Origin of the sequence: Mycetohabitans sp. B46 (assembly GCF_037389205.1) — a bacterium.
Lineage (GTDB): Bacteria > Pseudomonadota > Gammaproteobacteria > Burkholderiales > Burkholderiaceae > Mycetohabitans.
The window spans coordinates 79,209-102,667 of record NZ_JADBGL010000011.1; the positions used below are offsets into that span (position 1 = coordinate 79,209).

A 23,459-nucleotide genomic window follows, 5' to 3' on the forward strand; every position below is an offset into this window, starting at 1 on the left:
CCACGTCAATCACGCGGTGTCGGCGACGGCAGTGTTTCAAAGTCCCAACCGATGCTGGCATACGCACGAGCGGCTCGTTGAGGATCCGACGACCGTCGGGCATCGTCGAAATCATGCGCCGGTCCGACTGTCATCGATGCCACGCCATTGATTAAAGACCCAAAGCAATTTACCACAGCAAGGTACGTCTCACCCGATTTGAAATGTTCAATGGCATCGCGTCCGAATACCCTGCTTTCGACCAGATGCGCCCCCGTATGGGTTTGCGTACCGGAGCACAACCCTTCCATATTCGCAATGACCCCGTCATGCGCACGATCCGATATGCCGATGTTCTGTTTCTCCAATAGGCCACTGATCTGCTGCACTGCAGGAGGATAATACTTCGCTTCAGGATGCTGGGCAAAAAAAGCGGCCTGGCTCGTCACGTTTCTGCGCCTTGCCATCGACGTGCGACATGGGAGCGCAGGCAGTTCAGCCAGCACGCCCTCTGGCTTTGAACCGGCACGTGCCCGCCCCTGTTCCGCGACTTCGCTACGTGTATTCAGCTCATTGTGAAACGACAAGGAATCCACCTGCGGTGAGCCTGGACTGATCGTATTGACTTGCATGGGGAGCCTCACTAATTGAACTGTTAAACAAAGGCATCTGACTTGGCGGAAATGCAACGCGCACCTATTCAACAACGTCAGTCAGTGCCCAATCAGGTTAGGTCCGCGCACATCAATCAATAGCCAGGATGGCGATCTAAGAGCTATATTCGCGAAGTCTCGGCAAGCCTATATATATTAATTAGGTAGCTTAATTAATATATATAACATCGTTGTCAAAACAACAATATCGAAGATGCGGCCAATAGTCCTGCGGCACTGCGTCACAGGATAGCGACAGCATATGCTTGCTTCTTTGTGGGATAGGTTAGAGACCGCTTAAACGATGGGCAAGATACGTAATTACGTAATCGCCTGGTCAGCACGACGATCACGCTTGCGGAAAATCCGTATAAACATCTTTTCGACCAGCACGTCATCCACCTTTAACGTTGCTCCGCTGCCAATCAATCGTTAACCGGCATCTCCCCTGCAGGAGACAGCATGCGCGGCATACCCGATATTGATGCCATCTCATGGCAGCAAAGCACCTGCCGTCGATTCGCGTGATGGCCCACACCCTGCAGGTGCCAAAAACAACGATTGTGGACGCGTACAACCGGCTCGTCGCGAACGCACGATCACCGCGCGCCGCGGATCCGGCTTTGCCGGTATGCGCCGCGCACTGCGGTCGCTGGTGCGCGATGGATCGGACCGGCATAGCTTGACCGGGTGCGGGTTGCACGCCACTCCCGAAAATCCTCACCTTTGAGGCACCCGCCGCTGCGTCGCATCGAAATCCCACCCCCCTATCCCGAATATTCTCACCTTTGGGATGTCGGGCGCATGCCTGCGTCACGCTCAACGGAAGGATCGTCGACTTGCGCAACAACCCGGGTGCGTCAGCGTGTGCTATGCCCCGGCAATTTAGCACCTGCGCGCGCTCGTGCTCGTCGCAGCCGTACCCGCCGCGCTGGCCGCGTGCGTGGTGGAGCCCGCGCACCCACCGCAACCGGCTCCCGTCGTCGAGGTGATATCAGTTATTGATTTTCTTGCTTTTCTCGCACCAGCAGCTACGATCAATCAAACAGGGGCCGGCAGAGCGCCCAGCCCCAGGTGATGCGCCGTCGCGCGGCCGTGCGCACCACCTCCGTCCGCGCCACGTGGGAGCCTTTCATGGAGATCACTTTCGTCAATACCCCGCCGGCATTCCGCGGCTGGAATCTGACCGTTGGGTTCACCGCGAAGGTCGATAACCGGCAAGTCGATTGCTCGATCTCGGCAGAAGCACTAGAGGACCATTTCGGCGCGCAGTCGCCTAATCCAGGCGACCTATTGGCGGCGTTCAACCGGCACCGCTCGGCGATCGAGCATGCCGCACGCAACGTGATTCAGGGTTCGGATTCCAACGAGATCGTGTTGCGTAGCGGCTACCTGCGCTTTGAGCAATGCCGCGAAGCGGCGCGCGCAACACAGCGTGGCTAAAGCCGCGCTTCTATCACGTTGGTTACGTCGGTTCACCGGTCACGGCTGAAATCAGACAGCGTCCCCGCCAATCGCGAGGAGCACACGATGCACTTGACAATCCTAGTTAACGGTAGCAACCCGCAGGCTCGCGACGACTTCGCGGTGTGGTGGCCTGATATCGATGAGCGCGTCTGGTCACGTGAATCGCACAGTGGCATCGATCTGCCATCGCGGGGGCGGCGGCGCGACGAGGACGATACCATGCTGCTGTGTGGCCCCGAGGAAAACGCCCCGCTGTGCACGCTGCACGGCTTGCGCTTTGGGCGCGGCGTGCGCGCCGCAATCGAGCATGGCGCCGCGGCCTGGGTCAGCACCCGCAACGGTGAGCCCATGGACAGCCGCTGGCACCTGGAGCCGATCGAGCGCGACGTCAAACCGGCCGAGCACAGCGCATTGCGCCACTAACACGGCTCGCGTCAGCGACGCCCCAACGGCACAGAAGCCGCGGCAGTACGGCGCGTCCGCAGTCGTAGGCGTCTCAGCACCCGCCAACGACGGCGCAATGGCTCGCCGATAGCCCGGTGCGCACGCCAGGACTCCGCAAGTTGCCATGAAGCGAGCGCGAGGCCGCTGAACACGACCTCGCGCATGCGCTTGGTCACCGCCAGCGACATCGCGGTCGCCGCATCGACCCCCAGCATCTGCGCCAGCACGAGCACCGCCGCCTCTTGCACACCGAGACCGGCCGGCACGATGAACGCCGCGTGGCGTACCGCCTGGGTCAGCGCCTCGATGGCCAGCGCCGCGCCGATCGATACGGGACGACCAAGCAGCGCCAATGCCCAATACGTTTCCAGCGCGCCGATTATGTAGCCAGCCAGTTGCCAAGCGAACGCTGACGCCAACGTCGCCCCACGCGTGAGCATCGCGTCGATGCGGCGATCCAATGCCGCGCCATCGACGCCGGCCAGCAACCGGTGACCGGCTCCGAACAGTCGTTTCGCGAAACGGTCGAGCTTGTCGAACAAGCCACCGCGTCGCAACAACACCGCGCACACGAACGGTATCGGCAACGACAACACGAGGCCGGCGACAATCGGGGTCAGCGAACCGTGGTGCGAAGCCTGCAGGAAGATCAGCACGATGCCCAGCGCCGAGAACACGTACTGGACCGCGATCGTGGTCAGCACCTCGACAACCACCGACGCGGCCACCAAGCTCGAATCGTTGACGCGCCACGCGGCCAGCCGGATACCGACCAGTTCACCGCCGATGCCCGCGGACGGCAGCATCCGGGACACGGCTTCGCGCACGGTCGCCGCCCAGGTCAGGAACGGCAGCGACGCGCGCCGCTCCAACAGAATTCGCCATGCTTGCGCATCGAATGCAAGCGGCACGACGTGAAACGGCACTAGCCATAACAACGCAAAGCCCGCCTGCGATAGCGGCTGCCTCACGTCATGCACGCCCTCACGCCACAGCAGCGCGACGAAGATCGCGATGCCCAGGGGCCAGCTCAGTGCGCGCAGCAGCTTCATGCGAGCGCCTCGCGATTCGCGCCGGACCGGGCCGACAGCACATCGCGAAAACCGCCGCGCCGCACGTTCGCCACTACCAACGCCGCGGCAACACGCGGCGATAGCAGTGCATCGAGTTCGTCCGCATGGCGGTAATCACGCATTGACGACGTGATGGCTCCCTCGCCCGGCACGGCCGGATGCAAGTAGATCTCGCTGACCCCGGGCGGCAGATGCGCGACAGCCGCGAGCAGCGCGGCCTCGTCCATCTGGCCACTGCGGGCCATGCCCACGACGTAGTCGTTGTGCGCAATCCCGGCACGCCGTAGCCGCGACTTGACCAGCGCGATCCACGGCCGCAGCAGCAGCGGCGCGTCAACCTCTCGCGGCAGCCGCATCGCGTGCATGCCATAATCGCGACCGATTTCAACGATCAGCGACAAGACGGTCGGATGCAGGTGGAAATGCTTGTGCGTATTGACGTGGTCCAGCGTCAAGCCAGTTGCAGCGAACGCATCGAACTGCGCGCGGATCTCGCGGGCCAGCTGCCGGCGCACATGCGGCAGGAAAAAGAACCGAGCCCCATCGCGCGCCATCGCCTCGCCAAACCGGCCGCGTGCGTCGACCAGGGACGCGATGCGCTCACGCGGCAGCATCGCATTGCCGTCGGCCAGCACCAGATGCAAGCCGACACGCAGCGACGGCATCCGGCGCGCGCGCTCGAGCGCATCGCGCGCAGCTGGCGCGGCCACCATCAGGCTCGCCGCACTCAGAATGCCATCGCGATGCGCGCGCTCAACCGCCTCGTTCACGCGCGGATGCAGCCCAAAGTCGTCGGCGGTGACGATCAATGCGCGAGCCGGCGACTGGGTCACGCCTCGTGGGCTCGCAGGAAGCGGAAGAACTCGCCCCCCTCGCGCAGCCGGCGCTTCATCATTTCCCAGCTCGTCAGCATCTCCCGCACGATCTCCCAAATCTTTGACGGCCGGAAATAGAACCGCTTATAGAACTCCTCGAGGCCGTGATAGATGTCCTCGCGCGACAGGTGCGGGTAGCCGATCGCCGCCAGCTGCACGCCCTCGTGGCTGACCAGGTTGATGACCTTGTTTTCCTCTAGCCAACCGTTTTCAACGGCCTGCTTATACAGCGTTGTCCCAGGATACGGCGCGGCCAGCGACACCTGGATCGTATGCGGGTTGATTTCCTTTGCATACGCAATGGTTTTTTGAATCGTCTCGCGCGTTTCCCCGGGTAGGCCGAGGATGAACGTGCCGTGAATCTTGATGCCCAGCTTGCGGCAGTCCTCACTGAAACGGCGTGCGATATCCGTGCGCAATCCCTTCTTGATGTTCAGCAAGATCTGATCGTCGCCGGACTCGTAGCCGACCAGCAACAGCCGCAAGCCGTTCTCCTTCATGATCTTCAACGTCGAATACGGCACGTTCGCCTTGGCATTGCATGACCATGTGACACCGAGCTTGCCGAGCCCGCGCGCGATTGCCTCCACGCGCGGCTTGAAGTCGGTGAACGTGTCGTCATCGAACATGATCTCCTTGACTTCAGGCATGTTGTCGCGAATCCACTTCACTTCTGCTAACACGTTCTCGACCGAGCGTACCCGATAGCGATGCCCGCCGACCGTTTGCGGCCACAGGCAAAACGTGCAGCGCGAGCGGCAGCCACGGCCAGTATAGATCGACACGTATGGATGCTTCAGGTAGCCAATGAAATAGTTGTCGATCTTCAGGTCGCGCTTGTAGACGGGCGCCACGAACGGCAACTCGTCCATGTTCTCGATCATCGGCCGCGGCGGATTGTGCTCGATCGAGCCGTCAGTCAGCCGATACGACAGGCCAGTGACGTCCTTCAACGGCCGGCCTTCGGCCACTTCCTTGCACGTATAGTCGAACTCCTCGCGGCCGACCCAATCGATCGCCGCACTCGCGCCGAGCGAGCCATGCGGATCGACTGCCACTTTCGCGCCAACCATGCCAATCATCACCGACGGCTTGTGCTCCTTGAGCTTCTGCGCAAACAGCGCGTCGGTCGGAAATGACGGCGTGCTCGTGTGGATCACGACCAGATCGTAGCCTTGCGCGATATCCAGCGTCGCCTCGACCGATAGGCCGTCAGCCGGCGCGTCGAGCACGCGGCTGCCTGGCACCATCGCGGCGGGCTGCGCGAGCCATGTCGGGTACCAGAATGAGCGTATTTCGCGCTTGGCCTGATATCGTGATCCGGCACCGCCATCAAAACCGTCAAACGACGGAACCTGCAAGAAAAGAGTCTTCATTTAGTCGAATGCTCCGCAATGTGCGATGAACGCCGCACCCCGTTCCCCAAAACAGCCGTGATCTCGATTGGTCGGGGCGCACGCCGCTACAGCGACTCGCGGTTGCGCGACGGCAATGGCGTGCCGACCAGCGGCACGCGCGAGCCGCGCCAGTCTACGTGCGAGCCGACCGCAGCGGTCAACCATTGGCCCAATAACAACGTGTCCCGCAACGGCACCAGCGGCACATCGCGCAGGAAGGGGTGCACGGTGCGCGCGTCGTGGTCCCGAGCCACTTCGCCGGTGATGCACACGCCTCGCCAGTGCAGCACCAGCCGCGCGAACAAGCCGATGCCGGCCAGCGCCGCGGCCACGCCGCTCAACAGCGTCTGGGACGCGGGCCGGGCCAGCGCGAGTGCCGCAGCCGCGATCAGCCACGGTGACGTGAACGTGACAAACAGGAAGCTGAAACCGAACGGATTGATCGAGCGGATCGTGCGCAACCAACGCGTTTCACGCCGCCACAGTGCACCAAAATGCGACTCTGCGACGTCGGTGGACACGGTGATGTCGGACAGCACCGTCGCGAGCCCAATTTCGCGTGCGTGTTCGGCCAACCAATAATCGTCCGCGAGGCAGTTCTTCAACCTTTGGAAACCGCCAATTGTATCAAGGGTCTGCCGCCGCAGCGCCAGCGTCGAGCCGAAACCGAAGCGGGTCGATCCGCCAGCATGCGCGACCCGCACCGACGGCGCGAACCAGTCGTTGACGAACATCGCGCCGAGCCGCGTCCACCACGGACCGACGCCGTGCGCCCGGTACAGACACGTGACCACGCCCACAGCCGGATCGGCCAGCGGCGCACACACCGAGGCCAAGTAATGCGGCTGCACCGCGATATCGCTGTCGGCCAGGACAATCGTATCGTAGCGGGCTTGTGCAGCCAGGTTGATCAGATTACTGACCTTCAGATTGCTGCCATGCACGTGCGGATCGACACACAGTCGGATGTCGCATGCCGGATAAGCCGCTTGCAGCCGCTCGACGACCGCAATCGCCGGATCGTTCGGGGAGTGGACGCCGCAAAGCAATTCGAAGCACGGATGATCCTGCTCGCAGAATGTCGCGAGATTCTCAAACAGCCGCGGCTCTAGCCCACATAGCGGCTTGAGCACGCTGACCGGCGCAAGCGGCGCGCCTGGCGCATTCAGCCGTGCCGGATACGAGGGTTGACGCCTGCGCAGCGACGCCGCCGCGGCGACCACGGCGTACAACGTCGCCATGGCGGCAACGGTCACGATTAACCAGGACGTGAGATTTGCGGTGGCTGCCATCACACAGTATGACGCATGCCACCTTGGGGGCATACGCCGTTTTCGTTCATTGTTGCCAATCCAAGTCGGGCGGGCAACGCTAAAGTAATAAACTGAAAGTAATATGAAAGGCTATTTTCTGGTGCATCGAGTGTACGCAGTATTCTGATGACGTGCGCGTTCACCCGCGCTACCGACCGGATGCCGCGTTTTCCAGCCTCTGCCGCAGCTCCCGGTTTCACCCCCACGCACGTCCGTTGGCGCGCCAGGCTCAAAGGTGAGTCCTGGATGATAACGACTCGATGTGATGGCAGCAACCGCGTCTTGACGAAAATCACAACCTCGCACACAACTACACAAAGTCCCTTCGTCATCTTGTGGGCCTGGGCAAGCGCCGGCGGGGTAGAGCTGATTTGCAGTGAACTAGACTAAAACTGACAGTGGTTGGTTTTTCATGCTGGCGCGCATTGGCGCTCAGGGCGTAGCCCGTAGCGGCAATGCGCGCCGCTAACAGCAAGGCGTCCGCCATGACTCAGGAACAGAAGGTCATCCGCGCCAAGGTCGGCATGCTCGAGTTGGCGCGGCAACTGGGCAACGTCAGCCAGGCCTGTCGCGTGATGGGTGACTCGCACGACAGCTTCTACCGATTTAAGGGACTGTACGATCGAGGCGGCGAGGCCGCGTTGCAGGAGATTTCCCATCACCGGCCGCTGCTCAAGAACCGCGTGGACCCGCAGGTCGAGGCCGCCGTGGTCGAACTGGCGCTAGAATTGTCTGCCTACGGCCAGATTCGGATCACCAACGAAGTCCTCAAGCGGCATGCCCTGTCCGTTTCGCCACAGGGTGTCCGTAGCATCTGGCTGCGCCACGATTTGGGGATCATGCGGCCCATACGGCGCGGGCAGCGGTCAGTGACTCGGCCAGCTCACCGTTCGTGCGCCGCACCATCGCCGGCATCGTGCATCGCGACCGAGTCGATCCGAGCGAGGATTGCCAGTCGCGTGCACTCCGCCGCGCCGCCGTGATAGACGCCGCACGCCGGCGCGACGATGTTTGGGTGTTGTGCCGCGCGGGCTAGTTTACGGTGTTTGATACATACGGAACCAACAATAATTCAGGGAGTTCAGCAACTCATTGCGAGTGGCCTGATCGAACTGGTTGCGCCCGAAGAAGGCCTTAATTTCAGTTCTTGCGGCCTCCCATTGCTGGTTATTGAGTTTCAGTCCAATCCGTAAGTGAATATCGTAGAACACTTCCACTATGCTGGGTCCATTGCTGCCGTCGAGCAAACGCATCGCACGCTTCCATACCTGCTTTAACAGTGCATCGTCCAACCGCGATGTTTCATCGAGCAGCCCGAGCGCTGCTAATCCGCGCTGTGCGGGCAGCACGCGCTCAAGGGCGGGTTCGAGCAGCGCAAGCTCATGCGCATGTTGATCTGGCGGTAGCTGCATCATTAACGCGCCCGGCAAGTAGCGTAACACGTTGCCTAATTGATGATCCGGCAGTGACAGCGTCAAATGCCGCAGATGGTTCAAATACACTAACCTTTGTGTCTCTGGCAGCATCGATACTCGATCAGTTAGTGCGCCGATCGGCGCCCCCCGATGCGACGCTGGCAGGCGTTGCATCCATTGGAACAGTGTTTCGTACAATTCAATAATCGTTGCACTCGCAAGATCATAACGATAATAAGCATAATAGCTAGAGGGAGAAGATAAGGAAAATGCGCCTAGCACTTCGACTAATGCCGTTATCAGTTCGGCCTGTCCAGACGTGTCCAACGCAGGTAGCCGGCTTAAAAGGGCTCGATACTCGCTTTCAATCTGCGGTGCGTCAAGCCACAAGTTTTCCGGTGGTGTACGGCCGTAGATTGGCATCACCGATGCAACGGCGCCCCAGGTGCTGCCCTGTTCAGGAGAGCGTCTTTCGGCGTCTGCATACACGAACCTATACAGATTGCGCTGATACTGGATCGGAATCCCACGTATGGTCCCGATCATGTCTTTTTGTACCTGCAAGCCTTGCTTTGGCACACGGCCTGCAGCTTGGAAGATCGCTATGAATACCTCGGGTTTCACTATGTACTGCCTTCTTGCTCGTTGCCACAGCGCCTGAAGCAATTCAGCGCGCAGGGAGCCAGTGCCAATACGCTCAATTTCGGTCAACAACTGTTGTACCGACGTGCGATCCAGCGCACCGACATCGGCAATGCGTTGGCGACAAAGCCAGCTCAGTCGCCTTTCTTGCAGCGCATGATAGGTCTGGCTGTTCACAGCTGACAGATTACCGATGTCGTCGGGGGGCATGTAATCGGCCACTTGTTGGAGAATTTCGGCTGGCAGATCCTGGTATGTCGTGGGCCGGCTGGCCAACGTGTTAGCCAAAGCACTGCTTGACGGCTTCAATGGCGATAGCGCTAACGCGGCGGGTTGCGAGCATGCCTCAACCGTGCAGATGTAGGCTGGATGGTTGTTTAAATTGGTATTCAGATCAAAGTCCATTCGCAAGCTCAGCAAGAAGTCAGATATACGCAGCGCAAAGCGATGCTGCGCCGTAAAGTAGATGAAAGCGGGCGGATAAACATAATCATGCGCCGCAATCGCTGGATTTTTGGCGAATAACGCGTGGTCGGCTAAGGCCTCGGGTCAAGCCATGACGGCACACAGTCGTCGGTTTATCGAACAGCTGCGCCAGTTCATATTCGTTCACTCGGTGCGCATCAGCCGCGCGGGGCGCAATCGCGCATTTGATCCACCCGCACTTATGACGCGTCCGCCTAGTTCCTTTTCCACATGCCCGTTGCATGGCGTATATGCGGTGCCATCGGGGTGGCGTTGCGCAACAATGACCCTGTCTTCCAGGTGCGCCACGCCGTCGCGGATTGTTCGGTACTGTCCAGACCGATGCAGATGAAGCAGGAATGGTTGGAAGACACGCACTCTCACATGAGAGAGGCAATACCTGCTGGACCGAAGGACGCTGCCGGTTGCCCAACAGCTATGCCTACGGCGCCGAAATCGCACTCAGCGTGCAGCGGCGCTTAGCCAGCATCGCGCCATTCACCGCTTGACCAACGCACACGGCATTGTGGCTGGTGTTACAACGGCGCTTCATCTACGTTCAAGGCTGCGTCGCACCGGACTTCGAGCGTACACGCTTTCTATCGGCGCTACGCGAGACGGCCGACGTGGAAAACGTCATCGATCAGACGATGACCGACCCCGGGCGCACGCTGCCGTATCCGCTGTGGCAATTACCATCGCCTGCCACGTCATCGCAGGCTATGCCAGTGCGAGCCCAGCCACCACGGACTACGCCCACGCATGACGCGCCTGCGCACTCAACGCGCGGACCAGGTCGTGATGCCGCGCTTCTCAATCCATTCACCCGTGACAGTTCCTTTGCCCGGCGTATCGACGAGGGCCGCGCGTCGGCCCGGGCTCCCGCCGTGCGGCGTCAGCACGGTCAAGCTGCCTCATGCCGGAACGGGACGATCGTCGGACGCGCCTTCACGGCCACGACCGATTCGACACGGGAACCAGTGGAAACGGGGCTTGCAGCCCCGCGCGGGTACACCGAATTAATTGCAGCCAGCACATCGTGCACGGCGGGCGGACGCCCTTCGTCCCCAACTGAGCTGGCGCGACCCGGTATGTCGATGCCGAAATGCAAACGCGAAGTCGCGGTAAAGATCATCACGGTCGGCTTGTCGAGTGCATAGGCAAGATGCACGAATCCGGTGTCCACGCCGACCACGAGTTCCGATGCGTCGATGAACTGCGCACACTCTGTCACCGTGAGCTTGGGCAATACCTGAGCCTGCGGCACACCCGCGGCAATCCGGCATGCTTCGTCGCGCTCCCGCTCCGAGCCCCATGGCAATAGGACTTGCAGTCCTTGCGCAGTCAAGGCCCGGGCCACGTCAATCCAATGCCCAGCCGGCCACTTTTTTACATCGGCTGATGTCGCGTGGAACAGCATGGCGCACCGCCCCGGACCGCCGATCGCCGACAGCGGCGACGCCGGCGGCAGCTTCAGGCCAAAATGCGGACGTCCCTCGACCGAATAGCCGAGTGCATCGCCGACACTGCGGCGCATTGCATACCACGCATTCGACGAATTCCGCCGGTCAAACCGGTCGGTATACGCGAATGCCGCCCCTGCCTCGCCAAGGTTCTCGCGGCAGTAGCCATAACGCCGTCGCGACCGGGCAATGAATGCAATGATCGCGCTTTTGTAGACACCGTGAATATCGAGCACCAGATCATAGTGCTCGCTACGCAATGTGCGGATCGACGCGATGATGGCGCGCAGATCGTCCCAATTCCGCGCTTTCTTGAAGCGTCGCAGCGGCGCGCACAACACGCGGTCGACGCCCGGATTCCAGCGGACCACGTCGGCAAACGCCTCGTCCGCCGCCCAATCGATCCGGGCTTCAGGAAAGGCGCGTCGCAGGTCCCAGACAACGGGTTGCGCCTGCACAATGTCGCCAAGCGACGTGACTTTGACCACGAGAATACGTTTCATCGATTATTGTGAGCGAGGCCCTTGTTGTTGCAGGAAACAGACGCGGCAGGCCTGGCGCCGCCAGCCTCTATTGTGCCTGTGCACATTGCCATGAAACGCTGCTCAACCTTATCGGTTGCTATCCAGTAGTAGCCAATAGTAGCGAAAATAAAAGAGTCGCCGAACAAACACGCGCTGGTAGCGCGCCGTCACAGGCGTTTTGTCGGCCGGCGCGAGCGCTAACCACGTTCGCATTTTACTGCGTGACTGGAAACGGCGTCGACAGACCCGTCGCGTGATCACTATGCAGGATCGCGCTGCAGCCAGACACACAAATTGTTGCGCACCGCCGGCCATTCGGACTCCAAAATCGAGAGCACCACCGTATCGCGATAGCTGCCGTCAGCCACGATCGGGTAATTGCGCAAGAGGCCGTCCTGCTTCGCACCTAATCGTAGGATTGCCGCCCGCGCCGCGGTGCTCATGTAACGGGTGCAGAATTCGACCGCAATCGCATCAAGCCGCTCAAGCGCATGGGTGAGCAACAGCAGCTTCGCCTTCGTATTTACCGCGATGCACTGATACCACTTCACCATGGTGCGCAGATACCACGTCGCACCGATTTCAGGCGTCGATGCAGCGCCTCGACGCCCACAACTCCCATCGCCGGCGGTCGGTGACGGCCTCCTTCAATGCGTCAACGTGGTCGAGGCTGAGCAGCTCGAGCACGATCGCCCGTCCGCTCAGCGTCACGGGTTGAATCCAGGATTCCATTGCGATTCTCCTGAGCCGGTCGGGCGCCGTATGTGAATCTACCGCTAGAATGGCCATGCACCCGCGCAGCCATCGCGCAGGCGGCCTACCAAGAAAGGATTTCATGCGACGCTATAGTTTTCTAATCCGGATCATCGCGATCGGTATTTTGATGCATCTCTACGTCGGCGTGCGCTTGGTGCCGGTACTGCCAGGCGGCCCCGCCGTGCGCGACGCGGCAGTCGCGTGCCTGGGCCTGTCCGTCATATTGATTCTATTCGGGATGCTGGCGCAGGCAATCGAACGACAGCCGCTTTCCGACTGGCTTGCGTGGGCGGGCATGCTGGCCATGGGATTCTTCTCGTCATTGCTCGTGCTCACGTTCGCGCGCGACGTTGCACTGCTCGTCGTGCATGTGCTCGATGCCGCGCTCGCGGCACACTGGCCGCTTGAGCAATGGCAGCGCGATTCGGCACCCGTCGTGCCCACGCTTGCGTTGCTGGCCTCGTTCGCGGGCTTTGTCAATGCACGCCGGCGTGCAGGCGTGGTGACCGTCGAGATCCCGATTGACGGACTGCCGAACGCATTGGACGGCTTCACAATCGCGCAGATCAGCGACATCCATGTCGGGCCAACCATCAAGCGCGGCTATGTTGAGGCGATCGTCGAGGCGGTCAATGCACTGCGGCCGGACCTGATCGCGATCACCGGAGATATTGTCGATGGCCGCGTCGAGCAACTGGCGCCCCATACCCGGCCGCTGGGACAGCTACACGCGCGGCACGGCGTATTCCTGGTCACCGGTAATCACGAATATTACTCCGGTGCGCACGCTTGGATCGACGAGTTCGAGCGGCTTGGCCTAACCGTGCTGATGAACCGGCACGTGGTGATCGGCCACGGTACGGCATGCGTCGTGGTGGCCGGCGTCACGGACTATTCGGCGGGTCACTTCGACGCCGCGCATGCCAGCGATCCGGCCGGTGCGCTGCGCGGTGCACCGCCGCACGCCGCCGTGAGGATCCTGCTGGCCCACCAGCCGCGTACCGCGTCGGCGGCCGTGCAAGCAGGCTATACGCTGCAGTTATCCGGGCATACGCATGGCGGTCAGTTCTTCCCATGGAATTGCTTCGTGCGGCTGCAACAGCCGTTTACCGCCGGCCTGCATCGGCTGTCGCAGCTATGGGTCTACACGAGTCGCGGCACCGGGTATTGGGGGCCGCCGAAGCGCATTGGCGCACCGTCAGAGATTACGCTGGTGCGGCTGGTCCCGGCACACGCCGGCTCGCGCGTTCCCGCCCCACCTAGCTCGAGTGTCGCTCGCTAGTGCGCACTACGCTGCAGACGCTACCGCGGGCACTTGCCCCGCCCGCTTGCTGGCTGGCCGGCCGGCCGGCGTCACCGCTTGCGCACCATTAGGACAAAACTTGATGAGGCAAGACGAATATTGCAGCCTTTTAAGGCCCCGATGTTGCGCAATGTTGCACTGCGTAAGGCATTTTTCACAACAGCACGGTCCATTCGCTCGAGGACGTGAGCGTTTCTACGGGCGGGTACCCGACCCGGGTCATGCGCCGTGCGGCATGCCCGCCGTCACCACAGTCACATTGACTGGGCGAGCAGGCACGATTCCCGCAACAGTTATTTCGCCACAGGTCGTTCGACGCGCTCGGGCAAGCGGCGTATCTAGGCCGTTGCTGGCAGGGGAACGCACCAATCGTTCCATCGCTGCGCCGGTAAGCGTGTAGCATGGAAGCATGAGGTAGCGTGGGCATACGCCGGTCGCATGCGTGACAGCGATCGAAAACGGCAGTATTTGGGATGGAGGCTTGTAGCAGGATGGACATCCTCGAACTTGCAAAAAAGTCCGGCTTTTTCGTGACGCTCGACGGGAAGATCGGGCGCGAACAGTATCAAAGCGTGCACGGCTCGGTCACCGCCCTGGAACGTTTTGCAGAAGCAGTGCGCACTGAAGTGGATCATGAACGGCACGAAAAATGCCCAGCGACGCCCCCACCGGGGACACGCCAAAGCGGATGACACGGCGCATGACGGCTCGGTCGCAGTGCGCAGCGGGGCGCAAAGGCGCTGATCCGCGGATCGCGGTGACGGCCCGCGTGTCAACGATAGACACGCCCCAGCAGGCCACGGCCACCACGCCGATCGCTTGGGTGTCCAAGCTGTTGCTGGGATAGGCGGTGGCTGGCCTCTCGAACATGGGGACCGGCACGCATGGATGCGTCGAGATGAGCGGCCTGGCCAACCGCGCAGCACGGCGTGCCGGGCCGTCAGGCGCGGCTGTGCCGGCGGACACCGGCACAGAATTCTATTGATAGAGTGATAGCGTGCGGGCGCCCTCGAATGCTCAACTGAGCGGAAGGCGGCCCTGCTCTATCCCTGGAGCACGCAAACCACTGCCGCCAGCACACCGCCGATCAACGAGCCGGCGACCGGCACCCACGCGTAGCCCCAGTCGCTGTCGCGCTTGCCCGGTATGGGCAGCAGTGCATGCATAATCCGTGGGCTCAGGTCCCGCGCCGGGTTCATCGCATAGCCGGTTGTGCCACCAAGCGACACACCGATGCCCAGCACCAGTAATGCGACTGGCAGCGCGTTGATCGCGCCCAGGCCCACAGCCGGCGCGGCCATGTGCAGCACCGCGTACACGAGCACGAATGTAGCGACGATCTCTGACGTGAGGTTGCCCAGCGTATTGCGAATCGCCGGACCCGTGCAGAACACGGCAAGCTTCGTGTCCGGACAATCCGTCGACTCAAAGTGCTTACGATAAACAAGCCAGACCAAGAACGCGCCAAGCATGCCGCCGAGCATTTGCGCGGCCGCATAGGCCGGCACCTTGGCCCACGCGAACTTGCCGGCGACGGCGAGCGCCACAGACACGGCCGGATTCAGGTGCGCGCCGCTATAGGCGGCCGAGCAGACGATGCCCACGAATACAGCCATTGCCCAGCCTATCGCAATTACGACTAGCCCGCTATTGTGGCCCTTCGTGCGCGCTAGGATGACATTGGCGACGACGCCGTCGCCGAGCAAGACCAACAGGGCAGTCCCGATGAATTCCGCGCTCAATGCATGGGTCATGATCATCTCCGTTATCGCCAATCAGGCTGCCGCCCACATCATCGCGGCGGACACCGCGCGCTGCCAGCCGGCCCTGTGCCGCGCCATCTCCTCCGACTCCAGCGCCGGCGTGAAGCGCCGGTCCAGCTGCCACTGGTCGCGGACCTCGTCGATGCCGTCCCAGTATCCAGTCGCCAGTCCCGCGAGATAGGCGGCGCCCAGCGCGGTGGTCTCCGTCACGCGCGGGCGCACCACGTCCACGCCGAGGAGGTCCGCCTGGAATTGCATCAGCAGATTGTTTTCGACCGCGCCCCCATCGACGCGCAGCTCGGTGATTGGCTGACCTGCATCGGCCTCCATTGCCTTGAGCACGTCAAACGATTGATGTGCAATGCTGTCCAGCGCAGCGCGGGCAATGTGCGCGGCCGTGGTACCCCGCGTGGCGCCGAACAATGTGCCGCGTGCGTGCGGATTCCAATGCGGCGCGCCCAGGCCCGCGAAGGCCGGCACCAGGAACACACCATCGCTGTGCGGCACGGAGGCGGCCAACGCCTCGATATCGGCCGCCTGCTTGATAATCCCCAGCCCGTCGCGCAGCCATTGCACCACGGCGCCGCCGATGAAGATGCTGCCTTCCAGCGCATAGGTGGTCTTGCCGTCGATCTGCCAGGCAATCGTCGTCACGAGGTTGTTGCGCGACTCAATCGGCTTGTCGCCGGTGTTCATCACCAGGAAGCAGCCCGTGCCATACGTATTCTTGACCATGCCGGGCGTGATGCACATTTGTCCGAACAGCGCGGCATGCTGATCGCCCGCCACGCCGGCGATCGGAATCCGCGACGCAAACACGGTGGTCTTCGTCGCGTCGTACAGCCCCGAGGACGGCTTGACCTGCGGCATCATGCTACGCGGAATATCCAGTTCGGCGAGTAATTCGTCGTCCCAGTCCAGCGTATGGATATTGAACAGCATCGTGCGGGACGCATTGGTCACGTCCGTCGCGTGCGTATTGTGACGCGTGAAATTCCAGATCAGCCAGCTATCCACCGTGCCGAACGCGAGCTTGCCCTGCTTCGCGCGCTCGCGCGCGCCGGCGACGTTGTCCAAGATCCAGCGGATCTTCGTCGCAGAAAAATAAGCATCGATCGGCAAGCCGGTCTTCGCGCGAACCGCACCTTCAAGCCCGCGTGCCTTGAGTTCGGCACAAAAATCGGCGGTGCGCCGGTCCTGCCAGACGATGGCGTTATAAACCGGCAGCCCAGTATCCCGGTCCCATACAATTGTCGTCTCGCGTTGATTCGTGATCCCCAATGCGTGGATCGACCCACCGTTCAGTCCCGCGCGCACGACGGCTTCGGCGGCGACGCCCGCCTGGGTCGACCAGATTTCCTGCGGATTGTGCTCAACCCAGCCCGGTTGAGGGTAGATTTGGCGGAATTCCTTTTGAGCAGTCGATACGATATTGCCCCCGCGGTCGAACACGATCGCGCGCGAGCTGGTGGTGCCCTGGTCCAGCGCCAGGACGTACTTGCCTTCCATGACTGTCTCCGTCGGTTTGGCCGTTGTTGAACGCTGCACCGTCTGTACAGTGCAGTGCCGCGCGAGGCGAGGCAGTCCGGCCATCATGTTCTTTTTTGAACATTCAATCCCGTCATAACGCCCACTACATCGCTGCGCGAAATTTAATGTTCTAAATCGCAAATGTAAAGTCTGTTTTCGAACAAATTCGGGAAAACCCTTGGTTGACAACGCCTAATTAGGTTAAAGTCTCAATTCTATCTAAAAACACGGGCGCATACCGTGCCATGCGGCATGCCCCCTTACTGGCGGACATCCAATGGCACCGCGTCCGATAGTGGGATGCGATGCCAACGTTCAGGCTGCTACCATCCGTCCGCGCGCCTGCGGCGGCGCGCCGTGCAGTTGATCGAGCTTTTCTCGCAGCACGCGGCCGATTTCCGCCGACGGACCCGGCCGGTCCATATCGTCGTGCGTGCACGCGATGTCATGGGTCTCGATATTCCCCAGCACATAGGGACGCCAGACATCCGGCGCGATGAGCACCGAAGACCCGTCGCCCGGTATCGTGGCCCGGAAAAAGAGCATATCTGCGCAATAAATCCGCGGCGCAAAGGTCTTCACGAGGGAATAATTGTTACGCATGACCGCCCGCGTTCTTTCCAGCGGGTAGCCAGCCCCGCCGGCCGCCCCGAGACCCGCATCGTACCGAGCCAGCGACCTGATATAATTTGCATCCCATTCTGGCTGGAAACCGTCGCCCCGCCAGCGATGGTCAGGCATGCTGTCCAGCACCGCCAGCAGCGCGATACGCTGCCCTTGCTGCTCGAGTTGCGTCGCCATGCTGTGCGCGATATTGCCGCCCAGTGACCATCCCAGCAGATAGTAAGGCCCGTCTGGCTGGATGCGCCGCATCTGCTGGATATAGTCGAGCGCCATCGCGTCAATGCTCGTTGCCAACGACGAAGGGTCATCGAAGCCGCGGGCCTGGATGCCGTAGACTGGCTGCTCGGGCGACAGGTGGGAAGCCAGGCTCCGGTAGTGCCAACTGAGCCCGCTGACAGGATGGATGCAAAAAAGCGGGGCACGCGCAATCGGCACCCGGATCGGCACCAGCACCGGGAAGGACTCGTGCGGCGCGGCTGAGGGCGCAAGCACGGCTTGACTCAGTGCCGCGATGCTCGGCCGGCTGAATAGCTCATGCACCGGGATGGTCACGCCCAACGTGGCACGGCAACGTTGTGTCATTTGCAGAGCCAGCAACGAATGCCCGCCGAGTGCGAAGAAATCATCGTGACGCCCGATACGTCGCACGCCAAGCAATTCAGCCCATAAGGCGGCGAGCGCGGCTTCGAAATCGCCCTGGGGCGCCTCATAGGTCTGCAGCACGAAAGCGTCGCTGTCGGGCGCCGGCAACGCCCGCCGGTCGATCTTGCCGTTCGGCGTAAGGGCAAACGCATCGAGCCTCAAAAATGCGCTTGGCACCATATAGTCCGGCAACGCGCCTGCCACATGCGCGCGCAGCGTGGCCGGCAACGATTCGCTGGGATCGGCCACAACATACGCGATGAGCCGCTTGTCCGCTCCGTCGCCCACCGCGACCACGACAGCCTCGCGCACCAGAGGATGCTTGGCCAGGCACGCTTCAATCTCCGCGGGCTCGATGCGGAATCCGCGGATCTTGACCTGATTGTCGTTGCGGGCAACGAACACCAGATTGCCGTCGGGCAGGTAGCGGACCAGGTCGCCGGTCCGGTACAGTCGCGCGCCGGCCTCGGCGCAGAACGGATCGGGCAGAAAGCGCTGGGCGGTGAGATCTGGCCGGTTCAGGTAGCCACGCGCCACCCCGGCGCCGCCGATGTACAGCTCGCCGACCACGCCCTGCGGAACAGGATTGCGTTGCTCATCCAACACATAGACTCGGGTGTTGGCAATCGGGCGACCGATCGGCGGCGGGTCGTCGTCGGCGCTCAGCCGCCCCGACGTGGCGACCACGGTCGTCTCGGTCGGACCGTACTGATTGACCAGCGTAAGGCCATTGGGCAGAGACCGCGTCAACGCAGGGAAACGATCCCCGCCGGTCAGCAGATAGCGTAGCCCGGACGGCAGCAAATTCTCGGTCAACGCCATGGCGGCCAACGGCGTGACGAGGAACGCCACATCTAACGGCTGCTGCCGCCACCAATGCAGCAGCGCGGAAATATCGTTGCGCACCGTGCCGGGCGGGATAAATAGTGTGCCGCCGCCGAGCAAGCCCGGCCAGATCTCCCACGCACACGCATCGAACGCCACGCCCGCGGTGACCGAGCTACGTGTGCCGAGCCGCACATCGAAAGTCTCGTTATGCCAGGTACAGAGATTGACCAGATTGCGATGCTCGACCATCACGCCCTTGGGTGTGCCAGTCGAGCCCGACGTATAGATAACGTAGGCAAGGTGATGCGCCCTCAAGCCGGGTACGGCCGGATTGGTTTCTATCCCGTGTTGAACGTCCTCGGGATCGATCACGACAAGCGGCGCGAGCGCGTCCTCGCCCAGTGCTGCCCGGCCCGCGGCATCGGTCAACATCACCACGGGGGCCGCATCGTTGAGGATGTGCGTGAGGCGCGTATTCGAATAGGCCGGATCCAGCGGCAGATAGGCGCCGCCCGCCTTCAAAATGGCCAGCAACCCCACGACCATCGCCGCCGAGCGCTCCATGCAGACGGCAACGCGCATGTCGGGTCGCACGCCAAGCGCAATGAGCTGGTGCGCGAGGCGGTTGGCCCGTGCATTCAGTTCAGCATACCGAATCGTCCGCGTCCCACACACCAGCGCGACCTGATCCGGCTGCTGCATGACCTGCGCCTCGAACAAGCGGTGTACGCATTGGCTGGCCGGATACACGCGCGCCGTCGCGTTCCATTGGTCCAGCAAGCGGTGCCGCTCTTCGGCATCGAGCAGATTGAGGCGGCCAATGGACTGTGCAGGCTCAGCGGCGGCCCGCTCGATAAATCGGATCAGGCGGTCCAAATGCGCGACGAACGCGTCGTTCTTATAGCTAGCCGGGTTGACGTCGAACTGCAACTGCAGCGGCTGATCGTTCGACATCGCGTACACCGCCATCGTGATGTCTTGCGCGGGTCCGCTCACCAAGTTGTGATAGCTGGCCCGACACGGTCCCATGGTTAAGTCGTGAAACGACATGACATTGACCAGTGGACCGAGCAATGGATGCCCGGGCGACAACTGGAGTTGGCGGCGCAGCGCTTCCTTCGGATAGCGCTGATGACGCAAGCCATGTTGAATGTGCTGCGCCGCCTGCTCCATCAGCGTCGACAGGTCCATGTCCGGCCGCACGCTGAAACGTAGCGGAATGATATTCGTCAACGAGCCCGGAATGCGCTTGTCTTCACCGAAGCGGGCCGCCACGGGCAAGCCCAGCACCACCTCTTGCGCGCCAGTCAACCGATGCAGGCAGGCTGCGAAGGCCGCTGTTAGAAACTGCGCGAACCGCCTGCTGTCCGTGGCGTAGCGCCGTACCGCGGGGCTGGACAACTGGCGCTCATATCTAAGCCGATGCTGCAACGCGGGCGCCGGCTGGGTAGCGAATGTGACCGGCACGGGCCAATGCGCACAATACTCGAGCCAATAGGCTTCATCGAGTACCCATTGCGATGAGCCCCGATACTGAAGATCGCGCGCCAGCAGATCCGACAGGGCGGCGAACGGCGGATCCGGGTCAACGCCGGCGCACATGGCAGTATAGACGTGCGCGACACGCTGCGTGAGCAGGGCAACGGAATAGCCATCTAATATCACATGATGATGGCGTTCGTACCACCAAACTTCATTGGGGAACACACGCAGCAGCGCATTGCGAAACAGTCCCGTGCCCGTCAGGTCGAGGGCGCGCTCATAGTCAGCGCGCATCCACGCGTGCGCGGCGCCCCATGGATCGGCCTCCTCGCTCATATCGACGAGTTGCAATTCCCAGTGCGGCGACGCAACGTATTGCCTGATCTGGCCATCGACCTCGACGAACTGCACACGCAGGCTATGCGTTTCCTCGACGACCTGCCGCAAAGCCGCCTCGAACAATGCAACGTCAAGTGGACCGCGGATCGCGGTGTATTGGGCGACGTTGTATATCGGGCTGTCCGGATGAATCAATTGAGCGAGCCAAATTTCTGACTGCGCGCTGGTCAACGGATAAGTGCTCTGACTGAGTGGGGCGTCCATCGATAATCTCCAAGCCCGCGGCTGCCGCGGGTTTGGCTAGCAACCGAAGCTAAATGCAAAATATTGCAAGAGGAGATCAATAGAGCCGCCCATTCGATGCGCCGTGATGAGCGAAATAGCGAAACACCGCATCCAATTTCGGACACAGATTGGTGTCAATCTGCCACTTAGATTAGGCGAACGATCGGTGCATCGCGGATTGACATCAAGTTATCTCAGGCAGTCAGCGACACCGCTCAACAGTGCCGCGTTCAGCGTCATGCGTTTACCGATTACTTTAGTCAATCTTCGTTTTCCAGGATGTCGATACCCGCCGCCTCGATGCAGCGAAATTGCCCAACGATTGATGTGCTGGAGCTGCTGTGACCGTTAATCTGGCCAGCTTCTAAGCCAGGCCGCCCTGTCTTGGATGCGCGCCTGAGCGGGTTTGGAAAACTGATTGGCTTTCATAAAGCGCATGATTTCACCCATTGCCACTTTCCATTGGCGATTGTTCCGGCGCCATAGCACCCCATTGGCCCGAAGCTCGCTCAGTACCTCCCATAAAGCAGCTTCACTCGCCCCGTTCAGTAGACTCAGCCCCTGCTGCCATCCCCGCTTGGCTAGCGTGTCATTGATGAAATAGATACTTCTAATTAACCCGACTGCTGCTTGCGTGCGCTGCGCCGTCGGCACGCGCCCCAAATAGCGCTCCAGCAACGCCAGCTCCTGCGCTTGTCGCTTAGGTGAAAAACTACCCAGTCCTTCAGGCAAACGCTGCAGCGCGACCCCCCACTGGTCGTCGGGCAGCGACAGCGCCCAATCGCGCATCTGCACATACCGCGCGGATTGTTCCGCTTCCGGCAATTGCCACACGTAGCTTGCCAACGCGCCGACCGATGCGCCTTGATGAGAGGGGGACAGGCGTAACGCGTAGTCGTGTAAGAGCGTATAGAGTTCAGGGATGCGCGGGTCTGCTTGACTAAATTTATCTAGTAAAAGGGTTAATGTGGGAATGATTTGCGCTTGCTCGGCTACGCTCAACGACGGCAGCCGTGCCAGAATCGCGTCATACCACTGAGCAAACTCAGGAGTCTCGGGTGTATCGATTGAGAAATTCGACAGCCCAAGCGCCAGTTCCGGCCACACATTGTCTTGCCCGGGCTCGCGCTGTTCGGCCAGCGCGTAGGCAAAGTCAAACAGTTCCATCCATTCACGCTCATAGGTGAAAGCTCGGTGCATGAGCAACAGCGCTTTTTGTATCTGCACGCCGTCTTGCGGGATACGCTGCGCGGCTGCGAATAAACGCTTGAACACATCGCCGCGATCTGCGCTGTGTAATGCTTGCAGCCGCTGGCACAGGGCCTCCATGGGCTCAACGTGCTGCGCTGGATTGGCGAGCGTGCCGTCCATCTCATCGAGCAACTGGCTGATTGACTCATGACTCACCGCCTGTTTCGCCCGTTGCCAATAGCTGTGAACGAGGCGCCTGGTCTGCATCGCATAATAGGTGCGCCGATCGACGGTGGCAAACGACATCACGTCTTGGACGGGCACGTAGTCACCAATGCGTGCGATGACTTCGCTCGGCAGGTCCTGGTAGGTGGTGAGCCGCTTGGATGATGGGTTGGCCCATGCGGCGCTGAGCAGCTGCGGCGGTGGGGGCGCCGACGCAGCGGGTGTCGGGCGAGCCTCTAACGCGCAGATATAGGCCTGATAGTCGTTTAAAGCGGCATTCAGATCGAAGTCCATTGGCAAGCCCAGCAAGAAGTCAAGAAGACGCCACGCGTCGCGAGGTTACGCAGCAGGCTAGCGAAAAGTGGGCGCAGGCGCGCAGCGATACGTTACAAGCGCGAGGTTTTTGGCGGGTAACACAAGCCGGCGGATAAGCCGCGGCATGACAAGCGGGCGATGCAAGCTGCCAACAACAGGGGACATCGGCCGAGTAATCACTCAATGTGCGTAGCATGTAAGATCGTTTCGGCCCAGGGGTTGTTGTTGAAGCTAACTCAAAAAACTGGGCCATTCCAAAGTAGAAAAATCCAGCATGATGCATGCCTTGGCAAGCAAAAGACCATGTCGTAAAGAAGAGCCAATATACTGAAGAACAGATTGCATTCCAGGTGGGCGTACGAGAACGGCGTCAAGAATCGACTTCTCATGTCCCGGCAAGCCGACCAATAACGCGAAGAACGAGTCGTTCAACGGGCACTTGCGTGAGCCATGGCTGAACGCACAT

Annotated in this window: 17 protein-coding genes and 2 pseudogenes; 6 read left to right on the forward strand and 13 right to left on the reverse strand. The window is 61.3% G+C overall.

The annotated features are described in order from the left end of the window. Positions 1–5: 5 nt before the first annotated feature. Positions 6–611 carry a hypothetical protein gene (locus IHE30_RS12395; protein WP_337690999.1) on the reverse strand — a complete coding sequence of 202 codons (606 nt, stop codon included), beginning with the start codon at positions 609–611 and terminating at the stop codon, positions 6–8. 1,155 nt (positions 612–1,766) lie between these two features. Here IHE30_RS12395 and IHE30_RS12400 point away from each other — a divergent pair. Both IHE30_RS12400 and IHE30_RS12405 read left to right on the forward strand, forming a co-directional pair. Continuing rightward, a complete protein-coding gene (locus tag IHE30_RS12400) occupies positions 1,767–2,075 on the forward strand; it encodes a DUF1488 domain-containing protein (protein WP_337691000.1) in 309 nt (102 codons plus the stop codon). Positions 2,076–2,162: 87 nt separating this feature from the next. Further along, positions 2,163–2,522, forward strand: coding sequence for a DUF3564 family protein (locus IHE30_RS12405; RefSeq protein WP_337691001.1), 360 nt, complete (start codon positions 2,163–2,165; stop codon positions 2,520–2,522). Between the two features lie 11 nt (positions 2,523–2,533). Here IHE30_RS12405 and IHE30_RS12410 read toward each other — a convergent pair whose 3' ends face one another. The 4 genes from IHE30_RS12410 to hpnI form a co-directional block, all read right to left on the reverse strand. Further along, the gene (locus IHE30_RS12410; protein ID WP_337691002.1) at positions 2,534–3,595 is read right to left on the reverse strand and encodes a lysylphosphatidylglycerol synthase domain-containing protein; all 1,062 of its coding nucleotides are present in this window, start codon (positions 3,593–3,595) and stop codon (positions 2,534–2,536) included. Next, a complete protein-coding gene (gene hpnK / locus IHE30_RS12415; protein WP_337691004.1) occupies positions 3,592–4,449 on the reverse strand; it encodes a hopanoid biosynthesis-associated protein HpnK in 858 nt (285 codons plus the stop codon). The genes IHE30_RS12410 and hpnK overlap by 4 nt, the downstream gene beginning before the upstream one ends. Then, positions 4,446–5,867 (reverse strand): hopanoid biosynthesis associated radical SAM protein HpnJ, encoded by a 1,422-nt coding sequence (gene hpnJ, locus IHE30_RS12420; RefSeq protein ID WP_337691006.1) that lies wholly within the window; start codon positions 5,865–5,867, stop codon positions 4,446–4,448. The genes hpnK and hpnJ overlap by 4 nt, the downstream gene beginning before the upstream one ends. 86 nt (positions 5,868–5,953) lie before the next feature. Further along, a complete protein-coding gene (gene hpnI, locus IHE30_RS12425) occupies positions 5,954–7,180 on the reverse strand; it encodes a bacteriohopanetetrol glucosamine biosynthesis glycosyltransferase HpnI (RefSeq protein WP_337691008.1) in 1,227 nt (408 codons plus the stop codon). A 506-nt stretch (positions 7,181–7,686) separates the two neighbouring features. Between hpnI and IHE30_RS12430 the strand changes: the two are divergent. Next, positions 7,687–8,046, forward strand: a pseudogene (locus tag IHE30_RS12430) (helix-turn-helix domain-containing protein); the annotation flags it as partial. A gap of 192 nt (positions 8,047–8,238) precedes the next feature. Here IHE30_RS12430 and IHE30_RS12435 read toward each other — a convergent pair. The 4 genes from IHE30_RS12435 to IHE30_RS12450 all read right to left on the reverse strand — a co-directional run bounded on the left by IHE30_RS12435 (position 8,239) and on the right by IHE30_RS12450 (position 12,442). After that, positions 8,239–9,468: an F-box domain-containing protein gene (locus IHE30_RS12435; RefSeq protein ID WP_443193664.1), complete on the reverse strand. Its 1,230-nt coding sequence runs from the start codon at positions 9,466–9,468 to the stop codon at positions 8,239–8,241. 1,159 nt (positions 9,469–10,627) lie between these two features. Continuing rightward, positions 10,628–11,689, reverse strand: coding sequence for a lipopolysaccharide heptosyltransferase I (waaC, locus tag IHE30_RS12440; RefSeq protein WP_337691012.1), 1,062 nt, complete (start codon positions 11,687–11,689; stop codon positions 10,628–10,630). Between the two features lie 281 nt (positions 11,690–11,970). After that, positions 11,971–12,264: a GNAT family protein gene (locus IHE30_RS12445; protein WP_337691014.1), complete on the reverse strand. Its 294-nt coding sequence runs from the start codon at positions 12,262–12,264 to the stop codon at positions 11,971–11,973. Positions 12,265–12,292: 28 nt separating this feature from the next. Continuing rightward, positions 12,293–12,442 (reverse strand): hypothetical protein, encoded by a 150-nt coding sequence (locus IHE30_RS12450; RefSeq protein ID WP_337691015.1) that lies wholly within the window; start codon positions 12,440–12,442, stop codon positions 12,293–12,295. A gap of 103 nt (positions 12,443–12,545) precedes the next feature. Here IHE30_RS12450 and IHE30_RS12455 point away from each other — a divergent pair, with 103 nt between their 5' ends. Next, a complete protein-coding gene (locus tag IHE30_RS12455) occupies positions 12,546–13,748 on the forward strand; it encodes a metallophosphoesterase (RefSeq protein ID WP_337691016.1) in 1,203 nt (400 codons plus the stop codon). 512 nt (positions 13,749–14,260) lie between these two features. Beyond that, complete coding sequence (locus IHE30_RS12460) at positions 14,261–14,461, forward strand: hypothetical protein (protein ID WP_337691017.1); 201 nt, start codon at positions 14,261–14,263, stop codon at positions 14,459–14,461. Between the two features lie 351 nt (positions 14,462–14,812). Here the strand turns inward: IHE30_RS12460 and IHE30_RS12465 are convergent, their stop codons facing one another. The 4 genes from IHE30_RS12465 to IHE30_RS12480 form a co-directional block, all read right to left on the reverse strand. Then, the gene (locus tag IHE30_RS12465; protein WP_337691018.1) at positions 14,813–15,523 is read right to left on the reverse strand and encodes an MIP/aquaporin family protein; all 711 of its coding nucleotides are present in this window, start codon (positions 15,521–15,523) and stop codon (positions 14,813–14,815) included. A 21-nt stretch (positions 15,524–15,544) separates the two neighbouring features. Next, positions 15,545–17,041: a glycerol kinase GlpK gene (gene glpK, locus IHE30_RS12470; RefSeq protein WP_337691020.1), complete on the reverse strand. Its 1,497-nt coding sequence runs from the start codon at positions 17,039–17,041 to the stop codon at positions 15,545–15,547. Between the two features lie 336 nt (positions 17,042–17,377). Continuing rightward, complete coding sequence (locus IHE30_RS12475) at positions 17,378–21,241, reverse strand: amino acid adenylation domain-containing protein (protein WP_337691021.1); 3,864 nt, start codon at positions 21,239–21,241, stop codon at positions 17,378–17,380. 369 nt (positions 21,242–21,610) lie between these two features. Beyond that, a complete protein-coding gene (locus IHE30_RS12480; RefSeq protein ID WP_337691022.1) occupies positions 21,611–22,987 on the reverse strand; it encodes a hypothetical protein in 1,377 nt (458 codons plus the stop codon). Between the two features lie 354 nt (positions 22,988–23,341). Between IHE30_RS12480 and IHE30_RS12485 the strand changes: the two are divergent. Beyond that, positions 23,342–23,459 (forward strand): annotated as a pseudogene (locus IHE30_RS12485) (integrase core domain-containing protein); the annotation flags it as partial.

Coding starts and splice junctions, on each gene's coding strand:
- IHE30_RS12405 (WP_337691001.1), top strand. CDS start 2,163: ATGCACTTGACAATCCTAGTTAACGGTAGCAACCCGCAGGCTCGCGAC.
- IHE30_RS12410 (WP_337691002.1), bottom strand. CDS start 3,595: ATGAAGCTGCTGCGCGCACTGAGCTGGCCCCTGGGCATCGCGATCTTC.
- IHE30_RS12455 (WP_337691016.1), top strand. CDS start 12,546: ATGCGACGCTATAGTTTTCTAATCCGGATCATCGCGATCGGTATTTTG.
- waaC (WP_337691012.1), bottom strand. CDS start 11,689: ATGAAACGTATTCTCGTGGTCAAAGTCACGTCGCTTGGCGACATTGTG.
- IHE30_RS12475 (WP_337691021.1), bottom strand. CDS start 21,241: ATGGACGCCCCACTCAGTCAGAGCACTTATCCGTTGACCAGCGCGCAG.
- IHE30_RS12445 (WP_337691014.1), bottom strand. CDS start 12,264: ATGGTGAAGTGGTATCAGTGCATCGCGGTAAATACGAAGGCGAAGCTG.
- IHE30_RS12450 (WP_337691015.1), bottom strand. CDS start 12,442: ATGGAATCCTGGATTCAACCCGTGACGCTGAGCGGACGGGCGATCGTG.
- IHE30_RS12395 (WP_337690999.1), bottom strand. CDS start 611: ATGCAAGTCAATACGATCAGTCCAGGCTCACCGCAGGTGGATTCCTTG.
- glpK (WP_337691020.1), bottom strand. CDS start 17,041: ATGGAAGGCAAGTACGTCCTGGCGCTGGACCAGGGCACCACCAGCTCG.
- IHE30_RS12465 (WP_337691018.1), bottom strand. CDS start 15,523: ATGACCCATGCATTGAGCGCGGAATTCATCGGGACTGCCCTGTTGGTC.
- IHE30_RS12460 (WP_337691017.1), top strand. CDS start 14,261: ATGGACATCCTCGAACTTGCAAAAAAGTCCGGCTTTTTCGTGACGCTC.
- IHE30_RS12400 (WP_337691000.1), top strand. CDS start 1,767: ATGGAGATCACTTTCGTCAATACCCCGCCGGCATTCCGCGGCTGGAAT.
- hpnJ (WP_337691006.1), bottom strand. CDS start 5,867: ATGAAGACTCTTTTCTTGCAGGTTCCGTCGTTTGACGGTTTTGATGGC.
- hpnI (WP_337691008.1), bottom strand. CDS start 7,180: ATGGCAGCCACCGCAAATCTCACGTCCTGGTTAATCGTGACCGTTGCC.
- IHE30_RS12435 (WP_443193664.1), bottom strand. CDS start 9,468: ATGCCCCCCGACGACATCGGTAATCTGTCAGCTGTGAACAGCCAGACC.